Annotated in this window: 22 protein-coding genes; 12 read left to right on the top strand and 10 right to left on the bottom strand. The window is 69.6% G+C overall.

The annotated features are described in order from the left end of the window. On the bottom strand, positions 1–488 hold a 488-nt coding region (locus RMN86_RS08315; RefSeq protein ID WP_309605367.1), incomplete at its 3' end, for a HesA/MoeB/ThiF family protein. A gap of 81 nt (positions 489–569) precedes the next feature. Beyond that, positions 570–1,043 (bottom strand): DUF2244 domain-containing protein, encoded by a 474-nt coding sequence (locus tag RMN86_RS08310; RefSeq protein WP_309605366.1) that lies wholly within the window; start codon positions 1,041–1,043, stop codon positions 570–572. Between the two features lie 67 nt (positions 1,044–1,110). Here RMN86_RS08310 and nth point away from each other — a divergent pair, with 67 nt between their 5' ends. From nth to RMN86_RS08275, 7 genes are all read left to right on the top strand, one after another. After that, positions 1,111–1,806 (top strand): endonuclease III, encoded by a 696-nt coding sequence (gene nth / locus RMN86_RS08305; protein WP_309605365.1) that lies wholly within the window; start codon positions 1,111–1,113, stop codon positions 1,804–1,806. 103 nt (positions 1,807–1,909) lie between these two features. After that, positions 1,910–2,899: an adenosine kinase gene (locus RMN86_RS08300; protein ID WP_309605364.1), complete on the top strand. Its 990-nt coding sequence runs from the start codon at positions 1,910–1,912 to the stop codon at positions 2,897–2,899. Positions 2,900–2,902: 3 nt separating this feature from the next. After that, complete coding sequence (hisB, locus tag RMN86_RS08295; RefSeq protein WP_309605363.1) at positions 2,903–3,508, top strand: imidazoleglycerol-phosphate dehydratase HisB; 606 nt, start codon at positions 2,903–2,905, stop codon at positions 3,506–3,508. 72 nt (positions 3,509–3,580) lie between these two features. Continuing rightward, positions 3,581–4,234, top strand: coding sequence for an imidazole glycerol phosphate synthase subunit HisH (gene hisH, locus RMN86_RS08290; protein ID WP_309605362.1), 654 nt, complete (start codon positions 3,581–3,583; stop codon positions 4,232–4,234). Continuing rightward, on the top strand, positions 4,231–4,953 hold the full coding sequence (gene hisA, locus RMN86_RS08285; RefSeq protein WP_309605361.1) for a 1-(5-phosphoribosyl)-5-[(5-phosphoribosylamino)methylideneamino]imidazole-4-carboxamide isomerase: 723 nt from the start codon (positions 4,231–4,233) through the stop codon (positions 4,951–4,953). The genes hisH and hisA overlap by 4 nt, the downstream gene beginning before the upstream one ends. Continuing rightward, a complete protein-coding gene (hisF, locus tag RMN86_RS08280) occupies positions 4,953–5,759 on the top strand; it encodes an imidazole glycerol phosphate synthase subunit HisF (protein WP_309605360.1) in 807 nt (268 codons plus the stop codon). The genes hisA and hisF overlap by 1 nt, the downstream gene beginning before the upstream one ends. After that, the gene (locus RMN86_RS08275; protein ID WP_309605359.1) at positions 5,756–6,079 is read left to right on the top strand and encodes a phosphoribosyl-ATP diphosphatase; all 324 of its coding nucleotides are present in this window, start codon (positions 5,756–5,758) and stop codon (positions 6,077–6,079) included. Before hisF ends, RMN86_RS08275 begins: the two co-directional genes overlap by 4 nt. A 34-nt stretch (positions 6,080–6,113) precedes the next feature. On the opposite strand, the gene RMN86_RS08270 is transcribed toward RMN86_RS08275, so the two are convergent. From RMN86_RS08270 to timA, 3 genes are all read right to left on the bottom strand, one after another. Then, entirely contained in the window at positions 6,114–6,638 is a 525-nt protein-coding gene (locus tag RMN86_RS08270) for a Smr/MutS family protein (RefSeq protein WP_309605358.1), read from the bottom strand. Beyond that, positions 6,635–7,711, bottom strand: coding sequence for an MltA domain-containing protein (locus RMN86_RS08265; protein ID WP_309605357.1), 1,077 nt, complete (start codon positions 7,709–7,711; stop codon positions 6,635–6,637). The genes RMN86_RS08270 and RMN86_RS08265 overlap by 4 nt, the downstream gene beginning before the upstream one ends. A 152-nt stretch (positions 7,712–7,863) precedes the next feature. Continuing rightward, positions 7,864–8,472, bottom strand: a complete 609-nt coding sequence (timA, locus tag RMN86_RS08260; RefSeq protein ID WP_309605356.1) for a TIM44-related membrane protein TimA — start codon at positions 8,470–8,472, stop codon at positions 7,864–7,866. Positions 8,473–8,639: 167 nt separating this feature from the next. Here timA and secB point away from each other — a divergent pair, with 167 nt between their 5' ends. Further along, positions 8,640–9,134 (top strand): protein-export chaperone SecB, encoded by a 495-nt coding sequence (secB, locus tag RMN86_RS08255; RefSeq protein ID WP_309605355.1) that lies wholly within the window; start codon positions 8,640–8,642, stop codon positions 9,132–9,134. 96 nt (positions 9,135–9,230) lie between these two features. On the opposite strand, the gene dnaQ is transcribed toward secB, so the two are convergent. The 5 genes from dnaQ to RMN86_RS08230 are packed head-to-tail and all read right to left on the bottom strand — an operon-like array spanning position 9,231 to position 12,869. Next, complete coding sequence (dnaQ, locus tag RMN86_RS08250; protein ID WP_309605354.1) at positions 9,231–9,935, bottom strand: DNA polymerase III subunit epsilon; 705 nt, start codon at positions 9,933–9,935, stop codon at positions 9,231–9,233. Between the two features lie 30 nt (positions 9,936–9,965). Continuing rightward, entirely contained in the window at positions 9,966–10,589 is a 624-nt protein-coding gene (coaE, locus tag RMN86_RS08245) for a dephospho-CoA kinase (protein WP_309605353.1), read from the bottom strand. Further along, positions 10,586–11,434, bottom strand: a complete 849-nt coding sequence (locus RMN86_RS08240; protein ID WP_309605352.1) for a shikimate dehydrogenase — start codon at positions 11,432–11,434, stop codon at positions 10,586–10,588. The genes coaE and RMN86_RS08240 overlap by 4 nt, the downstream gene beginning before the upstream one ends. Next, positions 11,431–12,021, bottom strand: coding sequence for a nucleoside triphosphate pyrophosphatase (locus RMN86_RS08235; RefSeq protein ID WP_309605351.1), 591 nt, complete (start codon positions 12,019–12,021; stop codon positions 11,431–11,433). The genes RMN86_RS08240 and RMN86_RS08235 overlap by 4 nt, the downstream gene beginning before the upstream one ends. Beyond that, positions 12,018–12,869: a pyruvate, water dikinase regulatory protein gene (locus RMN86_RS08230; protein WP_309605350.1), complete on the bottom strand. Its 852-nt coding sequence runs from the start codon at positions 12,867–12,869 to the stop codon at positions 12,018–12,020. The genes RMN86_RS08235 and RMN86_RS08230 overlap by 4 nt, the downstream gene beginning before the upstream one ends. Before the next feature lie 507 nt (positions 12,870–13,376). On the opposite strand from RMN86_RS08230, the gene hemE reads away from it, so the two are divergent. The 4 genes from hemE to RMN86_RS08210 all read left to right on the top strand — a co-directional run. Beyond that, entirely contained in the window at positions 13,377–14,447 is a 1,071-nt protein-coding gene (gene hemE, locus RMN86_RS08225; RefSeq protein WP_309605349.1) for a uroporphyrinogen decarboxylase, read from the top strand. Next, positions 14,444–15,481, top strand: coding sequence for a ferrochelatase (gene hemH / locus RMN86_RS08220; RefSeq protein ID WP_309605348.1), 1,038 nt, complete (start codon positions 14,444–14,446; stop codon positions 15,479–15,481). The genes hemE and hemH overlap by 4 nt, the downstream gene beginning before the upstream one ends. Next, positions 15,478–15,948: a CopD family protein gene (locus tag RMN86_RS08215; RefSeq protein WP_309605347.1), complete on the top strand. Its 471-nt coding sequence runs from the start codon at positions 15,478–15,480 to the stop codon at positions 15,946–15,948. Before hemH ends, RMN86_RS08215 begins: the two co-directional genes overlap by 4 nt. Before the next feature lie 244 nt (positions 15,949–16,192). Next, positions 16,193–16,779, top strand: a 587-nt coding sequence (locus RMN86_RS08210; protein ID WP_309605346.1) for a Rho termination factor N-terminal domain-containing protein, incomplete at its 3' end; no start/stop codon positions are given.

Genomic DNA, 16,779 nt, shown 5'->3' with positions numbered 1-16,779 from the left:
AATACCCCGACATGCCCCGTCCATCGGCCGATTGCGCCGGAGACCAGAGGCTTGCCGTGCCGCACGCAGGCGGCGTTGACCGCGTAGCGCACGCCGAAATCATCGGTGCCGTCGAGGACCACATCGACACCCTCGCACAGTTCGTCCGCTGTCGAAGCGTCGAACGCGACAGGGCGGCCGGAGACGGCGATATGCGGATTGAGCTCGCGCAGCCGCGCGGCGCCGGCCGCGACCTTGGGACGGCCGATATCGGCCTCGGCATACAGCACCTGACGCTGCAGGTTCGAACGGTCCACAGTATCGGGATCGACCAGGATCAGCTCGCCCACCCCGGCGGCGGCCAGGTAGAGCGCGGCCGGCGAGCCCAGGCCGCCGGCGCCGACGATCAGCACACGGGCGGCCTTCAGCCTCTGCTGTCCGGGGCCGCCCACCTCGCGCAGCACCAAGTGGCGGGCATAGCGGTCGATCTCTGTGTCGCTGAACACCATGCCCCCATCTTGGCGGTTGTCCCCGCGGGCGCAACGCTCATCGTGTCCCCGGCGCGATCGGTCGAGGGGCGAGGGGGCGTTCTAGCTCCGTTCGCGCCGCGCTTCCCAGATCGCGCGCTCCAGCGCCTTGGCGAATTCGCCGCGCTCGCGGGGACTGAGCGACTGGGCCACGGCGACGTCGCGGCCGGAAAGCGCCAGCCGCAGGCCGACGGTGCGGTCCTCCTCCCGCTCGACCGCCACGCGGGTGAAGGCCGTCGGACTTTCCCAGACCACGCGCCGCCAATTGGGCGCCTCGTGGGTGACCAGGACCTCGCGCGCGGTGACCTGCACCCGTTCCACCCGCCGCGCCGAGGCGAAGCTGACCGTGAAGGCGACGAGCACGGCCAGCACGTCCAGCGCCATGAAGATCGGCACCAGGGTCGCCCCGAAATGCACGAACACCGCCGAGGATATGCAGTTGCTCACCGTGACCACAGAAATCAGCACGATGAAGCCGCGCTCGGAGAGCGAGCGGTGCGGCGTGATCACCGCGTCCATGTAGGTCTGACCGGACATCTGGCCGGCAAGATAGGCCCGAAAACCGCCTTGGCGGAAGGCCGCGCGGGCTCCATCCTGTCTGGCGATGGCGAAAAGTCCGAAAACCGCGAAAAAAGCGCCCCGCAAGAAAGCTCTTCCGCCCGCTGAACAGGCCCGGATCGCCGAGATCTTCCGCCGGTTCGAGGACCAGGAGTCAGACCCGCGCACCGAACTCGACTACGCCAGCCCCTTCGCCCTGGTGGTGGCCGTGGCGCTGTCGGCCCAGGCGACCGACATCTCGGTCAACAAGGCCACGGGCAAGCTGTTCGCGGTCGCCGACACGCCGGCCGCGATGCTGGCGCTGGGCGAAGCCGGGCTTAAGGCGTTCATCGCCTCGATCGGTCTCTTCAACACCAAGGCCAGGAACGTCATCGCGCTCAGCCGCATCCTGCTGGAGCAGCATGGGGGTGAGGTCCCCTTGACCCGCGAAGCGCTGCAGGCCCTGCCGGGGGTCGGGCGCAAGACCGCCTCGGTGGTGCTGAACGAGCTGCGGATCGAGCCGGCCATCGCCGTCGACACCCATGTGTTCCGGGTCGCCCACCGTCTGGGCCTGGCGCGCGGCAAGACGCCGGACCAGGTCGAGGCCCAACTGATGGCCATCGTCCCGGCGCCCCTGCAGACCCGCGCCCATCACTGGCTGATCCTGCACGGCCGCTATGTCTGCGTCGCGCGTCGGCCAAAGTGCGCGGCGTGCGTGGTGGCGGACCTGTGCCCTTCCTGGAGCCTGTTCATGGCGAAATGACCGCGTTCAGGCGGGATTGAGACTTTTCCGCTAGGTCGCAGGTTTGCCGCGCCGCCACATCTTCGCTAAGCCCCGCCCTCGCCGCCGCCTCGAAAGCTTACCCATGCCAGACCTCTACGACGTCGCCGCCATCGGCAACGCCATCGTCGACGTGATCGCACCCGCCACCGACGCCTTCCTGGCTGAGAACGGGCTCGACAAGGGCGCCATGATGCTGGTCGATCCGGCGCGGTCGGCGGCGCTCTATGCGAAGATGGCGGCAGGCGTCGAGGCGTCCGGCGGCTCGGCCGCCAACACCATCGCCGGCCTGGCGAGCTTCGGCGGCCGGGGCGCGTTCATGGGCAAGGTGGCCGACGACCAGCTGGGCGAGGTGTTCGCCCACGACATGCGCGCCATCGGCGCCCGGTTCGAGAACGCCCCCCTGGTCGGAGGGCCGGGCACCGCCATCAGCATGATCAACGTCACCCCCGATGCGCAACGGACCATGTGCACCTACCTCGGCGCCTCGGTGGAGTTCACTGACAGCGATGTGGACGCCGCCACCGTCGAGGCGGCGAAGATCGTCTATCTTGAGGGCTATCTGTTCGACGCCGAGGCGGCGCGGCGCGCCTTCGCCAAGGCCGCGGGCCTAGCCCATGGCGCGGGGCGGACGATCGCGCTGACGCTGTCGGACGGCTTCGTGGTGGAACGCCACCGCGGCGGCCTGATGGGGTTCATCGAAAGCCAGGTGGACCTGTTGTTCGCCAACGAGACCGAACTGACCGCGCTGTTCCAGACCGACGACTTCGACGCCGCCATCGAGGCGCTGCGGCCGCATGTGAAGCTGGCCGCCGTGACCCGCGGCGCCGCCGGCTCGGTGATCCTTTCGCAGGGCGAACGGCTGACGGTGAAGGCCGAGGCGGTGGAAAAAGTCGTGGACACCACCGGCGCCGGCGACCAATACGCAGCCGGTTTCATGTTCGGCCTCAGCCAGGGCCGCCCGTTGCAGCAGTGCGGCGAGCTTGCGTCCCTGGCCGCCGCCGAGGTGATCTCGCACTACGGTCCGCGACCGCTGGTCTCGTTGAGGGGCCTGGCGGCGGGCAAGGGATATTAGACGATGAGCCGCCCTGATACGGCCAGAACGGCGGAGGTTGTCCGCAACACCAAGGAAACCCAGATCCGGATCGTGCTCGATCTGGACGGCTCCGGGGAATCGACGGTCTCCACCGGCATCGGCTTCTTCGACCACATGCTGGAAAGCTTCGTCCGGCACGGCGGCTTCGACGCCACCATCGAGACCAAGGGCGACCTGCACATCGACATGCACCACACGGTGGAAGACACCGGCATCGTGCTGGGCCAGGCGTTCGCCAAGGCGCTGGACGGGTTCAAGGGTGTGCGCCGGTTCGGCCACGCCTACATCCCCATGGACGAGACCCTGACGCGGGCGGCCATCGACCTGTCGAACCGGCCCTATCTGATCTGGAACGTAGCCTACAAGACGCCCAAGGTCGGCGACATGGACACCGAGTTGTTCAAGGAATTCCACCACGCCTTCGCCATGAACTGCGGCGCCTGCGTGCACCTGGAGACCCTCTACGGGGTGAACTCCCACCACATCGCCGAGAGCGGTTTCAAAGCCCTGGCTCGCGCCCTGCGTCACGCCGTAGAGCTTGATCCGAAGACCAGGGGCCACGCCCCCTCCACCAAGGGCGTGCTCTGAGGCGGAGCGACGGACAGGAAACGTGGCCTCCACTTTTCCGCAGGACACGCAACCAAGTAAGGACTCCTTCTTATGCAGAGCGTCGCCCTGATCAACTACGGGTCGGGCAACCTTCGCTCGGCCGAAAAAGCCCTGATCCGCGCCGCCGACAACCGCTGCGAGATCGTGGTCACCGATGACCCCGGCGCCATCGCCGCGGCCGACCGTGTGGTGCTGCCCGGCGTCGGCGCCTTCGCCGCCTGCATGGCCGCGCTGGAGGCTCGCCCGGGCGTGATCGAGGCCATGACCGAGGCGGTGCAGACGAGGGGCGCGCCGTTTCTCGGCATCTGCGTCGGCATGCAGCTTTTGGCCTCGCGCGGTCTGGAGTTCGGCAAGACGCCCGGCCTGGGCTGGATCGCCGGCGAGGTGACGCGCCTGGAACGCGACGATCCGGCGATCAAGATCCCGCACATGGGCTGGAACAGCCTCGGCGACGTCGCCGATCACCCGGTGTTCGGCGGCCTGCGCGCCGGTGCTGGTCAGAAAGAAGGGCAGCCGGTCTATTTCACCCACTCGTTCGCGTTTTTCCCGAAAGACGAACGCGACGTGAGCGCCTATGTGGACCACGGCGGGCGGTTTCCAGCGGCCGTGGCGCGCGGCAATGTGGCCGGCGTGCAGTTCCACCCGGAGAAGTCGCAAGCCGTCGGCCTCGACCTTCTCGCGCGCTTCCTGGAGTGGCGACCGTGATCCTCTACCCCGCCATCGACCTGAAGGACGGCCAGTGCGTGAGGGTCGTCCACGGAGACCTGGCCACCGCCACGGTGTTCAACACCTCCCCCGCCGCCCAGGCCCGCGCCTGGGTCGACGGCGGCTTCCACTGGATCCATGTGGTCGACCTGAACGGGGCGGTCTCCGGCAAGGCGGTGAACCATGCCGCGGTCGAGGCGATCCTCAGCGCCGTCTCCGTACCGGTGCAGTTGGGCGGGGGCATCCGCACCCTGGCCGACATCGAGGGCTGGATCGAGGCCGGCGTCTCCCGCGTGATCCTGGGCACGGTCGCCGTGCGCGACCCACAGATCGTGCGCGAGGCCGCCAAGGCCTGGCCCGAGCAGATCGCGGTCAGTGTCGATGTGCGCAAGGGCAAGGTCGCCGTGCAGGGATGGACCGAGGACAGTGACCTCGACGCCATCACCGTGGCCCGCCGCTTCGAGGACGCCGGCGTCTCGGCCCTGATCATCACCGACATCGACCGTGACGGCACGGTCATGGGCTTCGATGTCGAAGCCTTCGGGGCCATCGCCGACGCGGTGGCCATTCCGGTGATCGCCGCCGGCGGCCTGGCCACGGTCGACGACATCGTGCGGCTGAAGGCCCGCAAGGGCGTGGAGATCGCCGGCGCCATCCTGGGCCGCGCGCTCTACAATGGCGCCATCGTGCCCGACGCCGCGCTGAAGGCCGCCGCCTGATGTTGCGCGTGCGCGTCATCCCCTGCCTGGACGTCAAGGACGGCCGGGTGGTGAAGGGTGTGCAGTTCGTTTCCCTGCGCGACGCCGGCGATCCGGTGGAACAGGCCCGCGCCTATGACGCCGCCGGAGCCGATGAGCTGATGTTCCTCGACATCACCGCCAGCCACGAGAACCGCGGCGCCATCCTCGACGTGGTCGCCCGCACGGCGGACGCCTGCTTCATGCCGCTGTCGGTGGGCGGCGGCATCCGCAAGGTCGAGGACGCGCGGCGCCTGCTGCTGGCCGGGGCCGACAAGATCTCGATCAACACCGCCGCGGTGGAAAACCGCGACCTGATCGCCGCCTGCGCCGACGCCTTTGGCAGCCAGGCCACGGTGGTGGCGATTGACGCCAAGCGGACGGGGGGCGCCTGGGAGGTGTTCACCTATGGCGGCCGCACCGCCACCGGCCTGAACGTCGTCGACTACGCCGTCGAGGCTGTGGCGCGCGGCGCCGGCGAGATCCTGCTGACCTCCATGGACCGCGACGGCGCCAAGATTGGCTATGATGTGGACCTGCTGCGCGCCGTGACCGGGGCCGTCGGGGTGCCGGTGATCGCCTCGGGCGGCGCCGGCAATGCCCGGCACATGGTCGAGGCGGTGACCGAGGGCGGGGCCGACGCGGTGCTGGCCGCCTCGATCTTCCACTTCGGCGAGGTTTCCATCGGCGAGGTAAAGCGCGCCATGGCCGCCGCCCGGATCCCCGTGCGCCTGGCGGAGGTCTCCGCACCTGTCCTCCGAAGCTCCGCTGGGAGCGTAGGAGGATGAGCCGTTTCGCAGACGTCCTGGCGCGGCTGGCCGGCGTGATCGACCGTCGCAAGGGCGGCGATGCGGGGGCGTCCTACACCGCCAGGCTGCTGGCCGACCCCTCGCTCGCAGCCAAGAAGCTGGGCGAGGAGGCCATCGAGACGGTGATCGCCGCGACGCAAGGGGATAAGTCCGCCTTGGCCGCCGAAAGCGCCGACCTGATCTACCACTGGCTCGTGGTTCTCGCCGCGGCCGGGGTCTCGCTGGACGAGGTCGCCGCGCGGCTCGAGGCCCGCGAGGGGACGTCGGGACTCGACGAAAAGGCCGGGCGGAAAACCTGACGGCGAGTGTCTTCCCCCGTACCGGGGGAAGACCCTAGCCCCGCTCCTTCCGCTTCAGCGCCACATAGAGCGCGCCCTCGCCGCCGTGGTGGCGGGCGGCGTCGGAGATGCCGGCGACCATGTGCGCCAGGTGCGGCGCGGCCAGCCATTCCGGGGTCCGGCGCTTCAGGACGCCGTCGCCCCGCACCCCCTTGCCGGTGATCACCAGCACGGCGCGGAACCCTTCGTCCCAGGCGCGGGTCAGGAACCGCTCGAGCACGCCGCGCGCCCGATCCTGGTCGAGGCCATGCAGGTCGAGCCGCGCGCCGATCGGGTCGCGTTCCCGGGCGATGCGGTGCTTGCGGCGCGGTTCGATGTTGTCGAGGGACGGGCGCGGCCTTGCGGGTTTCGGCGTCGGGGCGCTCGGGGCGGCGATCCGCGCGGCGCCCTGCGGCGTCCCGGGCGCGGTGAGCGCGTCGGAAACCTCGACGCTGGGCGTCGCTTTGCCGGGTAGCGGATGCACGGTCGCGGCGACCATGCCCCAGATCTGCCGTTCCTCGGGCTTGAGGGGGCGCTTCACGGGCTCGCGTCCTTCGGGACCAGCCGATAGAGCCGCAGGGTGTGGCGCACGCGGCCGGCCTCCGTTCCCGCCGCCGCGCCGGCGCCCAGGTAGAGGTCGGCGCGGATGTCACCCCTGATAGCGCCGCCGGTGTCGAGGGCCATGGCCAGGCGGCGATAGGTTGGGAACGCGCCCTGCAGGATCGGGGCGCCGGCGTCGATCCAGTAGAGCTCGCCCGGCTGATGATAGGCGGTGTCCATCGCCAGGGCGCGGCCGGGCGGCAAGGGCAGATTCGCCGAGCCCACCGGCTGTCGGCCGTCGTCTGGGACCAGGCTGAAGAAGGCGTAGCGTGGGTTCAGCCGCATGATCGCGTCGGCCTGCGGTCCACGATGGGCGGCAAGCCAGGCGCGGATCGCCTCGCCGGAGGTGTTGTCGCGGGCCAGAAGGCCCTGGTCGCGCAGGGCGTTGGCGATGCCGACGAAGGCCCGGCCGTTGTTGGCGGCATAGAGCGCCTTCATCCGCGTCCCGTCCTCGAAGGTCAGCACGCCGGAGCCTTGAATCTGCAGGAAGAACAGGTCCTCCGGCCGCATCCAGGCCAGGGCGTGCGCCGCCGGCGCGGCCTCGATGGCCGCCCGGTCGGGATAGGGCGCCAGCGGACTGTCGCCGGTGTCGCGCGCCGCCCCGGGCCGGCCCGCCTGGGTCGGATCGAACAACCCGGCGTCGACGATCTGCAGGTCAGCGGGCTTGGGGCGGACCGGCGCGCTGAAGGCGTCATCGGGTCTGCGGCGAGCCGGATACTCCGGGGCGAAGTAGGCGGTCAGGACGCCGGAGCCCGCCAGCGGCTCGGCGCGGAAGTTGGCCTCGAAGTAGCGTTCGGCCTGCTCCTGCCCGAGGGGGCCGACAGCGCGCGCGTTGCGGCACGCCCGCGCCAGCGCCGGATCCCGCGCCGCGCCACAGGTCTCGCGGTAGGCCGCCAGGGCCGCGGCGTGGTCCTCAGCCTCCCACCCCCTGAGCGCGGTCAGCGGCAGGCTGCGCGGCTCCGCCTCCGGCGGGGTCGGCGCGCGCCAGGCCGAGGACGGCGGCGCGGGAGTCATCGGCGGGCGGGGCTCCGGGGCGCGGGGCGGGGGCGAGCCTGGATGGGCCGTGGCGCAGGCGGACAGCAGCAGCGCGGCCAGGGCCTGGGCGAGTGCGCGGGGCGGCGCACGCGAAACGCGGGCCTTGCAGCCGGGGGCTTGCAGCGGCGGCCTCAAGCCTCGGCGGCGTCGACGTGGGCCAGTATCCAGTTGGGATCGCGGCTCTTGAGGTGGCGCTCGAAGGTCCAGAGTTCGGCCGTGCGCCGATCTTCCACGCCCTCCCCCTCGGGCCCCTTGGTGCGGCTGCGGAACTCGGCCAGGAAGCGCACGGTGACCCGCGCCAGATCCGCGCCCAGAACCTCGGCCCGCTCAAGGTCGGCCCGCGGCGGGTGCAGGAATTCCACGGTCTCGGTCCGCGCCTCAGCCTCGCGCCGGGCGATCGCGGTGTCGAACCCCGCCATCACCTCGGGCGCCAAGAGATTGCGCAACTGAGTCCGGTCGCCGGCGGCGAAGGCCTTGACGATCATCTCGTAGGCGCCCTTGGCGCCGCCCAGAAACCGGCTGACGTCGAAGCCTGGATCCTTGGCCTTGACCGCGGCCAGGCCGGTGAGGGCCACGCCCTCGGCGATAGCCGGGGCCTGGGTGTCCGCCGCGGCCGCCGCAGGCGTGGTCGGGACAGCTGGCGCGTCCTCGGGCTGGCGGCCCACGCGGCGGCCCAACACGGCGTAGAGCTGGTACAGCACGATGGCCGCAAGGCCGGCGAAGATGATCAGCTCAAGCACTTGCAACGACCGGTCCTTCCGCGGCGCGGGCGCGCCGGCGTCTTCACTATAGGACGATGCAACGCCCGCGTCAGGGGCGGCGTTGCATCGCCTGGGGCGCCATGATAGCCCGACCGCCGCACAGGACGCGACCCTTGCGCGTTCCCTTCACGGATTCAAGCCGACCCATGACTGATCTCGACGCCGGCGCCGGCGGCGCTCCCGACACCGCCGAGGCGCCCTCTGTCCCCGGCATTCGCATCCTTGCCCAGTTCATTCGCGACCTGTCGTTCGAGAATCCGCGGGCGCCGGAGAGTCTGCGCGGCGGAACAGCCCAGCCGCAGATCGACCTGGGCGTCGAGATGAACGCGCGCGGCCGGGATGACGGCTTCTACGAGGTCGATCTGAAGCTGTCGGCCAAGGCCAGCCGTGAGGATGGGGCTGTTTTCGTGGTTGAGCTGCTGTACGGCGGGGTCTTCCAGATCGCCGGTGTCGACGCCGAGGACATGGAGCCGGTCCTGCTGATCGAGTGCCCGCGCTATCTGTTCCCCTTCGCGCGCAAGATCATCGCCGACGTGACCTCCGACGGCGGCTATCCGCCGTTCCTGCTCGATCCGATCGACTTCGCCGGGGTCTATCAGGCCCGCAAGGCCCAGGCCGACCAGCAGGTCGGACACGCCTGAGAGCCCTTCCAGCGCTGGCTGGTTTGGCCTTTGGTGGAAGACAGGGCGCGCGCCAGACATAGGCGCCGACCCGCTTCCCGCGGGCGGAGCCGGGGTTCAGACCCCATGCTTTTTCCACAGGCCCTCGTTCTGCACGCCGTCGCGGATGAACGCGGCATGGATCTCGCGTTCCGCCTGCGTTGAGCGGGGGGCCAGCGTCCGGGGCCGTTGCCCGTAGGCCGCGCGGCTGGCGGCCACGGCGACGCCGGTCATGGCCGCGGCGCCGAGTTCCAGCCGCCGCTCGCGGCCGCCGCGCAACTCCAGATAGACCCCCGCCAGCAGTCGAGCGTCCACCAGGGCGCCGTGCTTGTCGCGCTCGGCGAGCGAGATCCTGAACCGCTTGCACAACGCATCGAGCGAGTTGTGCATCCCCGGAAAGCGCACGCGGGCGAGCGCCAGGGTGTCAATCCAGCGAGCCTCGTGCAGGGGCGCCCGTTTGGCGACCCCAAGCTCGTGGTTGATGAAGGCCCGGTCGAAGCCGGCGTTGTGGGCGATCAGCGGCGCGTCGCCGACGAATTCCAGGAAGGCCTCGACCACCTCGGGATGTTCGAACCGCGGCTTGCCCCGCAGAAACGCGCCGGAAAGCCCGTGCACCCGCTCGGCGTCGGGCGGCATGTCGCGGCAGGGGTCGATGTAGGTGTGGAAGCTGCGGCCGGTGGGCACGAAGTCGTCGATTTCCAGACAGGCGATCTCCACCATCCGATGGCCCTGGGAGGGCTCGAAGCCGGTGGTTTCCGTATCGAGGACGATCTCGCGGGCCATAGCTCTAGATGCCGCGCTTCGCGCCGATCTTCAACCGGCCGCGCCGTCGCGGGCGGATCGGAACCCCGGATCGCGCACCGCTGAGATGATCCGCGCCACCTGCTCGCGGGCAGGATCCAGGCCGCGCGAGGTGTCGACCACGAAGTGGGCGCGGGCGCGCTTGTCGGCGTCGGCCAGTTGCTGGGCCAGGATCGCATCGAGCCGGTCGGGGGTCATGCCGGGCCGGGCCAGCACCCGTTCGCGCTGCATCGGCGCCGGCGCGCTCGCCACCACGATGGCGTCGACGCCCGCGTCGCCGCCGGTTTCGAACAGCAGCGGGATGTCCAGCACCACCAGGTCGGCGCCCTGCGCCTGCGCCCTGGCGAAGAACCCCACCCGGTCGCGACCGACCAGGGGATGGACGATGGCGTTCAGCCGCTTGAGCGCCTCGGGGTCGCCCAGCACTACCTGGCGCAGCGCTTCGCGATCCACCCGGCCGTCCTTGACCGCGCCGGGAAAGGCCTCGCCCACCGGCCCGACCGCCGCCCCACCCGTGTCGTAGAGGTCATGGACAGCGGCGTCGGCGTCATAGACCGGCACCCCGGCCTCGCGGAACATCGCCGCGGTTGTCGATTTGCCCATGCCGATGGAGCCGGTCAGGCCGATCAGGATCATGCGCCCAGCGCCCTCAGCGCCAGGGTCCGGACATCGAGATCGCGCGGCGGCGGTTGGCCGAAGAAGGCCTCGAACGAGGGCCGCGCCTGGCCGATCAGCATGGCCAGACCATCAACGGTCGGGCGCCCCAGCGCCTGGGCCTGCGCCAGGAACGGGGTGACGAGTGGCTTGTAGACCATGTCCATGACCACGCAGGCTTCCGGCGTCGCGGCCAGCGGCAGGTCGAGCGGCGGGCCGTCCGTCAGCCCGGCCGAAGTGGTGTTGATCACCGCCTGGGCGCCGAAGAACACGGCCTCGGCGTCGCACAGATCATAGGCCTGGCCGCCCAGCTCGGTCGCCAGCGCCTCGGCGCGGGCTGGCGTGCGGTTGATGATGCGGATCTCTGGACAGCCGGCGTCGAGCAGGGCGGCGACCGCGCCCCGCGCCGCCCCGCCAGCGCCGACGATCGCCACCGGTCCGGCCCTAGGATCGAACCCCGGCGCTTGCTCGGCGAAGGCCTCGAGCAGGCCCAGGCCGTCGGTGTTGTCTGCCCAGATTGTTCCGTGGTCGCCGAAGCTCAGCAGGTTGGCGGCCTTCGCGCGACGCGCCCTGGGATGTGCGTCATGCGCCGCCGCGAGGGCGGATTCCTTGTAGGGCAGGGTGATGTTCAGCCCGGCCAGCGAGGTGGCCCGCAGCCCCTTGATGAAGCTCGCGAAGCCCGGCTCATCGACCTCCAGGGCCACGTAGACCCCGTCGATCCCCGCGGCTTCCAGCCAGGCGTTATGCAGCACCGGGCTGAGCGAATGGACGATCGGGCTGCCGACGACGGCCGCGACCCGGGTGTTTCCGCTGATCGCGCGCCTCATTGCGCCAGCTCTCCGCGCCGACGCAGCAGATCGAGCAGACCCATCAGCGGCAGGCCAAGGATGGTGAAATAGTCCCCCTCGATCGATGCGAAGAGCTGGGCGCCCTGGGCTTCCAGCCGGTAGCAGCCGACCGAGCCCAGCGCCGCCCCGCCCTCGGCGGCCAGATAGGCCTCAAGGAAGGCGTCGGAAAAGGCGCGCATGGTCAGGGTCGCGCTGACGGTCTCGCGCCAGATCACCGCGCCGTCTCTGGCCACCGCCACGGCGGAATGCAGCCTGTGCGGCTTGCCGCGCAGGATCTTCAGGCGCGCGCGGGCTTCGGCGAGAGTTTCGGCCTTGTCGTAGAGTCGGCCCTCGAATTCCAGGGTCTGGTCCGCCCCGATCACCAGGTCGGATCGACCGCGCGACACCGCCAGGGCCTTCAGTTCGGCCAGGGCCTCGGCGACCCCGCGCGGATCCGCGCCACCGGCCAGCAGCGCCGCCTTGGCCGCATCCTCATCAACTCCGGAGCCGGCCGTCTCGAAGGTGACGCCGGCGCCCTGCAGCACCGCTCTGCGGGCCACGCTCCTGGAGGCCAGGACCAGAGTCACCCCAGCACCTCGACCTGGCCGTGACCGCCATGCAGCAGGTTGAGCACCGCGGCGGCCGTCTCCTCGACCGAGCGGCGGGTCACGTCGATCACCGGCCAGCCCTGGCGTTCATAGAGCCGGCGAGCCTGGACGATCTCGTCGCGCACAGCGTCCACGTCGATGTAGCTGGATTCCCGGTTTTCCTTGAGGCTGAGCAGCCGGTTGCGGCGGATCTGGATCAGCCGGTCCGGCGAGATCGACAGGCCGACCACCAGGGTCTTCTTCAAGGCGAACAGCTTTTCCGGCGGGGGGCGTCCCGGCACCAGCGGCACATTGCCGGCGCGCACACCGCGATGCGCCAGGTAGATGCAGGTGGGGGTCTTCGAGGTGCGCGACACCCCCACCAGGATCACATCGGCCTGTTCGAGATCCTGGCCGCCCTGGCCGTCGTCGTGGCCGATGGCGTAGTTCAGCGCGTCCATCCGGTTGAAGTAGTCGTTGTCCAGCCGCAGATGCGCCCCCACGCGGGTCGTGGTCGAATAGCCGAGATAGCGCGACAGGGCCGAGACCAGCGGATCGAGCGCCGGGATACACGGCATGTCCAGCCGTCGGCAGCCTTCCTCCAGCGCCTCGCGCAGGCGGTCATCGACGATGGTGTGGATCACCACGCCGGGCGCCTCCTCGATGTCGCCGAGCGCCCGGTCAAGCTGACGCTGCGAGCGGACCAGGGCATAGATATGCTCGATCGGCAGGACGTTGTCGAAACGGGCGCAGACCGCGCGCGCCATGGCGTTCAGCGTCTCTCCGGTTGAATCGGAGACCAGGTGCACATGGAAGTAGGTGGCGAGCCTGGGAGCGGACGTGGTCAAGGGCGCGGCCTGATGCAAAATGCCTGGGGACGATTCCTGTGGAACACTCTTAGCGAAGCCGGGCGCGAATGGGGATAGATCGCATGCGCCGCGGTCGCCGACCCTCCCCACATGTATCGGCGGGATGAAACCCGGTCTTCACGTTTGATTAACCCACCGGGCCGGCGTCGTGGGGATAGCCAGCTGGGGGTTGTCGACAGGCTCTGGGCAGCTTGATCGGCGCCCGCGACGCTCACCGAAGGTCTTAACAAAACCTTAAGGCGCTCCGGGGGTTTGGGGGTCCTCCCCGGGATTCACAGCCCCGGCGTCAGCGCCGCTGCCCGATCAGCAAGCTGGGGAGAAGTCCGGCGCCTTGCCCTGACCGGCGGCTTTTCCACCCTTTCGACAGGCTCTTTCGCTGCCACCCCAACTCTTTTTCTAAGTCTTGGATAGGAACAGAAGGCCAGGCCGGGCCGGATCTGAGGCGTCAGGCTTGAGACTTCGAGCCAGAGTCGATTTAAGGCCCTGATGAGCGCGACCGAACAGCCCCGTCTCCTGCGCGCCCTCGCCGGGGAAATCCTGGATCGGCCGCCGATCTGGTTCATGCGGCAGGCAGGCCGATCGCTTCCGGAATATCGTGAACTTCGCACCCGGGCGACCGACTTCATCGCCTTCTGTCACAATCCGGAGATGGCCGCGGAGGCCACCTTGCAGCCGATGCGCCGGTTTCCCATGGATGCGGCCATCGTCTTTGCCGACATCCTGCTGATCCCAAGAGCGCTGGGCCAGGAGGTGTGGTTCGAAACCGGCGAGGGACCCAGGCTCGGAGAGCTGCCGGACATCCCGCGCATGGCCGATCAGGTCGAGGCGTCGACGGGCCGGCTGTCGGCGATCGGCGAGACGCTGGCCCGCGTCCGGGCGGAGCTAGAGCCGGATCGGGCGCTGATCGGCTTTGCCGGCGGGCCCTGGACGGTCGCCACCTATATGATCGAAGGCCGAGGCTCCGACCGCACCGGCGCCCGAACCTTCGCCTATGAGCATCCGGAAAAGCTGGACGCCCTGCTGGACGTGCTGGTCGACGCCACCGCCCGCTATCTGATCATGCAGGCGCGGTCCGGGGCCCAGGTGCTGAAGATCTTTGAAAGCTGGGCGGAAGGCCTGGCCGAGGACGTCTTCGAACGGATCGTGATCCGGCCGCACCAGGCGATCGTCGAGAAGGTTCGCGCGGGCGGCGTGACAGCGCCGTTCATCGGCTTCCCGCGCGGGGCCGGCGCCCTGGTGGAAACCTATGCACGGGCCGTTCCGGTGCAAGGGGTGGCGCTGGACACCCAGGCCAGCGCGGCGCTAGGCCGGCGCGTGCAAAGCGATGGAAAGACCATCCAGGGCGCGCTGGATAACCTGTTGCTGCGTTCGGGCGGCGCAGCGCTGGATGCCCGAGTCGAGGCCCTGCTGGCCCAATGGAGCGGCGGTCCCTATATTTTCAACCTGGGTCATGGGGTGCTGCCCGACACCCCCATCGCCCATATCGCCCGGGTGGTGGCGCGGGTCACCGGAAAGTCGGCGACGGTCCCGACGCGCAAGGAAGCCATAAGCTCGTGACGAAACTGGCGGTCGTGCTTTTCAATCTTGGCGGCCCGGATCGTCTAGAGGCTGTAAAACCGTTTCTTTTCAATTTGTTCAGAGATAGATCGATCATCGACTTGCCGGCGGTCGCGCGCTACCCGCTGGCGGCGCTGATCTCGACGACGCGGGAAAAGACCGCCCAGGCCAACTACGCGCTCATGGGTGGACGCTCGCCGCTGCTGCCGGAGACGCAAGGCCAGGCCGCGGCCCTGGAGACCGTGCTGGACGCCATGGCGCCGGAGATGGAAACCCGCTGCTTCATCGCCATGCGATACTGGGACCCCTTCGCGCGGGAGACCGCCCAGGCCGTGGCGGCGTTTGCGCCCGACGAGATCGTCCTGCTGCCGCTCTATCCGCAGTACTCGACCACGACCACGGCATCGTCGCTGAAGGACTGGCGCGCGGTCTATCGCGGCCCTGGCCACAGCCGCACGATCTGTTGCTATCCCACCGACCGGGGTCTGGTCGACGCCCACGCCCAGGCGATCCGCGGGGTCTGGGAGGCGGCGGGCAAGTCTGAGAGGCTGCGACTTCTGTTCTCCGCCCATGGCCTGCCGCAGAAGATCGTCGACGCCGGCGACCCCTACCGAGCCCAGATCGAGGCCACCGCCGCGGCGATCGCGGCGGAGCTGCCGGAGCTCACCGACTGGCGGGTCTGTTTCCAGAGCCGGGTGGGACGGCTGCAATGGCTGACCCCGTCCACCGACGACGAGATCCGCCGCGCCGGCGCGGAGGGCAAGGGCGCGGTGGTGGCGCCCATCGCCTTCGTCTCCGAACATGTGGAAACCCTGGTCGAACTGGATCGCGAATATGCCGAGCTGGCGCGCGAGGTCGGCTGCGCGCCCTATCTGCGGGCGCGGACGCCAGGCGTCGGCGAAGGCTTCATCGCCGGTCTGGGCCGCGCGGTGCTGGAGGCGCTGGGGCGACCTGGCGGCGTGGCCCCGCACGGGCCTTGGCGCTGCCCCGCCGGCCATGCGAACTGCGCGCTGCGAGCTGGGGCGGCGGGATGACCTACGACAGCGTCTACGATCTGCTGCGCGGGCTGCACATCATCATGGTGATCGCCTGGATGGCCGGCCTGCTGATCCTGCCGCGGCTGTTTGCCTACCACACCGAGACCGCGCCCCCGGGCAGCGAATTCGACACCCACTTCCTGCGCTGGGAAGGCAAGGTCTACGCGATCATCCTGACCCCGGCGATGGTGGCGGCCTGGATCTTAGGCGGGCTGCTGATCTGGGTCGATGTGCATCGCCGCAGCGCCGGCTGGGGATTCCTGCTCGAGCCGTGGATGGTGGTGAAACTGACCGGCGTGGTCTTCCTGACCGGGTGGCAGCACTACCTGGGCCGCGCGCGCCGGGCTTTTCTTGCGGGTCGCCGAGACAGGACCGCGAAATTCTGGCGGATGACCAACGAGCTGCCTTTCCTGGCCGCCATCGTCATGGTTCTGGCGGTCACCACCGAGTTCGGCCGGCGCTGACCCCGGGGCGCGGCCCGGCGGGTTTGCTTGACCCGACCCCTGTTTTCGTGGTTTCCGTCCCCTACGCGTCCCAGGCAGGGGCGCGCCCCGCCTCATTTCCGGCCGCTGAGCGCTCAGACGCTGTGGCTGTCCGGCCCCCACGAAGACGAAGACATCCGGCGCCCCTCACCAACGAGGCGCCCACATCATCTAGCAGCCCGCGCCCGGACTCCGTCCGGCTGGAGGGCGAACACGAGTGAATTCAATGCACGACGAAACCCCCGACACCAACGCCCCCGAAGAGGCCGAAGCCGTCGAATCCGCGGTCGCTGAGACGCCCGCCGACGACGCCGACGCCGCCGGCGATGCTGATGAGGCCTCCGAGGTGGCCAACACCATCGCCACCATGGGCCTCACCCGCATGAGCCTGCAGGAGCTGAAGGACAAGGCGCCGGCCGACCTGCTGGCCTTCGCCGAATTGTTCGAGGTCGAGAACGCCAACTCCATGCGCAAGCAGGACATGATGTTCTCGATCCTGAAAGTGCTGGCCGAGGAGGGCGTGGAGATCTCCGGCTCCGGCACCCTGGAAGTGGTGCAGGACGGTTTCGGCTTCCTGCGCTCGCCGGAAGCCAACTACCTGCCGGGCCCCGACGACATCTATGTCAGCCCCTCGCAGATCCGCAAATTCGGCCTGCGCACAGGCGACACGGTGGACGGCGCGATCCGGGCCCCGCGCGAAGGCGAGCGCTACTTCGCCCTGGTCAAGGTCGACCTGACCAATTTCGAGAACCCCGAGAACGTCCGCCACAAGGTGCTGTTCGACAACCTGACGCCGCTCTATCCCGACGAGCG

Source organism: Phenylobacterium sp. (assembly GCF_031360265.1).
Taxonomy (GTDB): Bacteria; Pseudomonadota; Alphaproteobacteria; order Caulobacterales; family Caulobacteraceae; genus Phenylobacterium.
This window is presented reverse-complemented; position numbering and strand designations above follow the sequence as displayed.

What these genes read in the sequence shown, in the direction of transcription:
- RMN86_RS08310 (WP_309605366.1), bottom strand. Translation starts at nt 1,043, where the DNA reads ATGTCCGGTCAGACCTACATGGACGCGGTGATCACGCCGCACCGCTCG.
- nth (WP_309605365.1), top strand. Translation starts at nt 1,111, where the DNA reads ATGGCGAAAAGTCCGAAAACCGCGAAAAAAGCGCCCCGCAAGAAAGCT.
- RMN86_RS08300 (WP_309605364.1), top strand. Translation starts at nt 1,910, where the DNA reads ATGCCAGACCTCTACGACGTCGCCGCCATCGGCAACGCCATCGTCGAC.
- hisB (WP_309605363.1), top strand. Translation starts at nt 2,903, where the DNA reads ATGAGCCGCCCTGATACGGCCAGAACGGCGGAGGTTGTCCGCAACACC.
- hisH (WP_309605362.1), top strand. Translation starts at nt 3,581, where the DNA reads ATGCAGAGCGTCGCCCTGATCAACTACGGGTCGGGCAACCTTCGCTCG.
- hisF (WP_309605360.1), top strand. Translation starts at nt 4,953, where the DNA reads ATGTTGCGCGTGCGCGTCATCCCCTGCCTGGACGTCAAGGACGGCCGG.
- RMN86_RS08275 (WP_309605359.1), top strand. Translation starts at nt 5,756, where the DNA reads ATGAGCCGTTTCGCAGACGTCCTGGCGCGGCTGGCCGGCGTGATCGAC.
- RMN86_RS08265 (WP_309605357.1), bottom strand. Translation starts at nt 7,711, where the DNA reads ATGACTCCCGCGCCGCCGTCCTCGGCCTGGCGCGCGCCGACCCCGCCG.
- secB (WP_309605355.1), top strand. Translation starts at nt 8,640, where the DNA reads ATGACTGATCTCGACGCCGGCGCCGGCGGCGCTCCCGACACCGCCGAG.
- dnaQ (WP_309605354.1), bottom strand. Translation starts at nt 9,935, where the DNA reads ATGGCCCGCGAGATCGTCCTCGATACGGAAACCACCGGCTTCGAGCCC.
- coaE (WP_309605353.1), bottom strand. Translation starts at nt 10,589, where the DNA reads ATGATCCTGATCGGCCTGACCGGCTCCATCGGCATGGGCAAATCGACA.
- RMN86_RS08240 (WP_309605352.1), bottom strand. Translation starts at nt 11,434, where the DNA reads ATGAGGCGCGCGATCAGCGGAAACACCCGGGTCGCGGCCGTCGTCGGC.
- hemE (WP_309605349.1), top strand. Translation starts at nt 13,377, where the DNA reads ATGAGCGCGACCGAACAGCCCCGTCTCCTGCGCGCCCTCGCCGGGGAA.
- RMN86_RS08215 (WP_309605347.1), top strand. Translation starts at nt 15,478, where the DNA reads ATGACCTACGACAGCGTCTACGATCTGCTGCGCGGGCTGCACATCATC.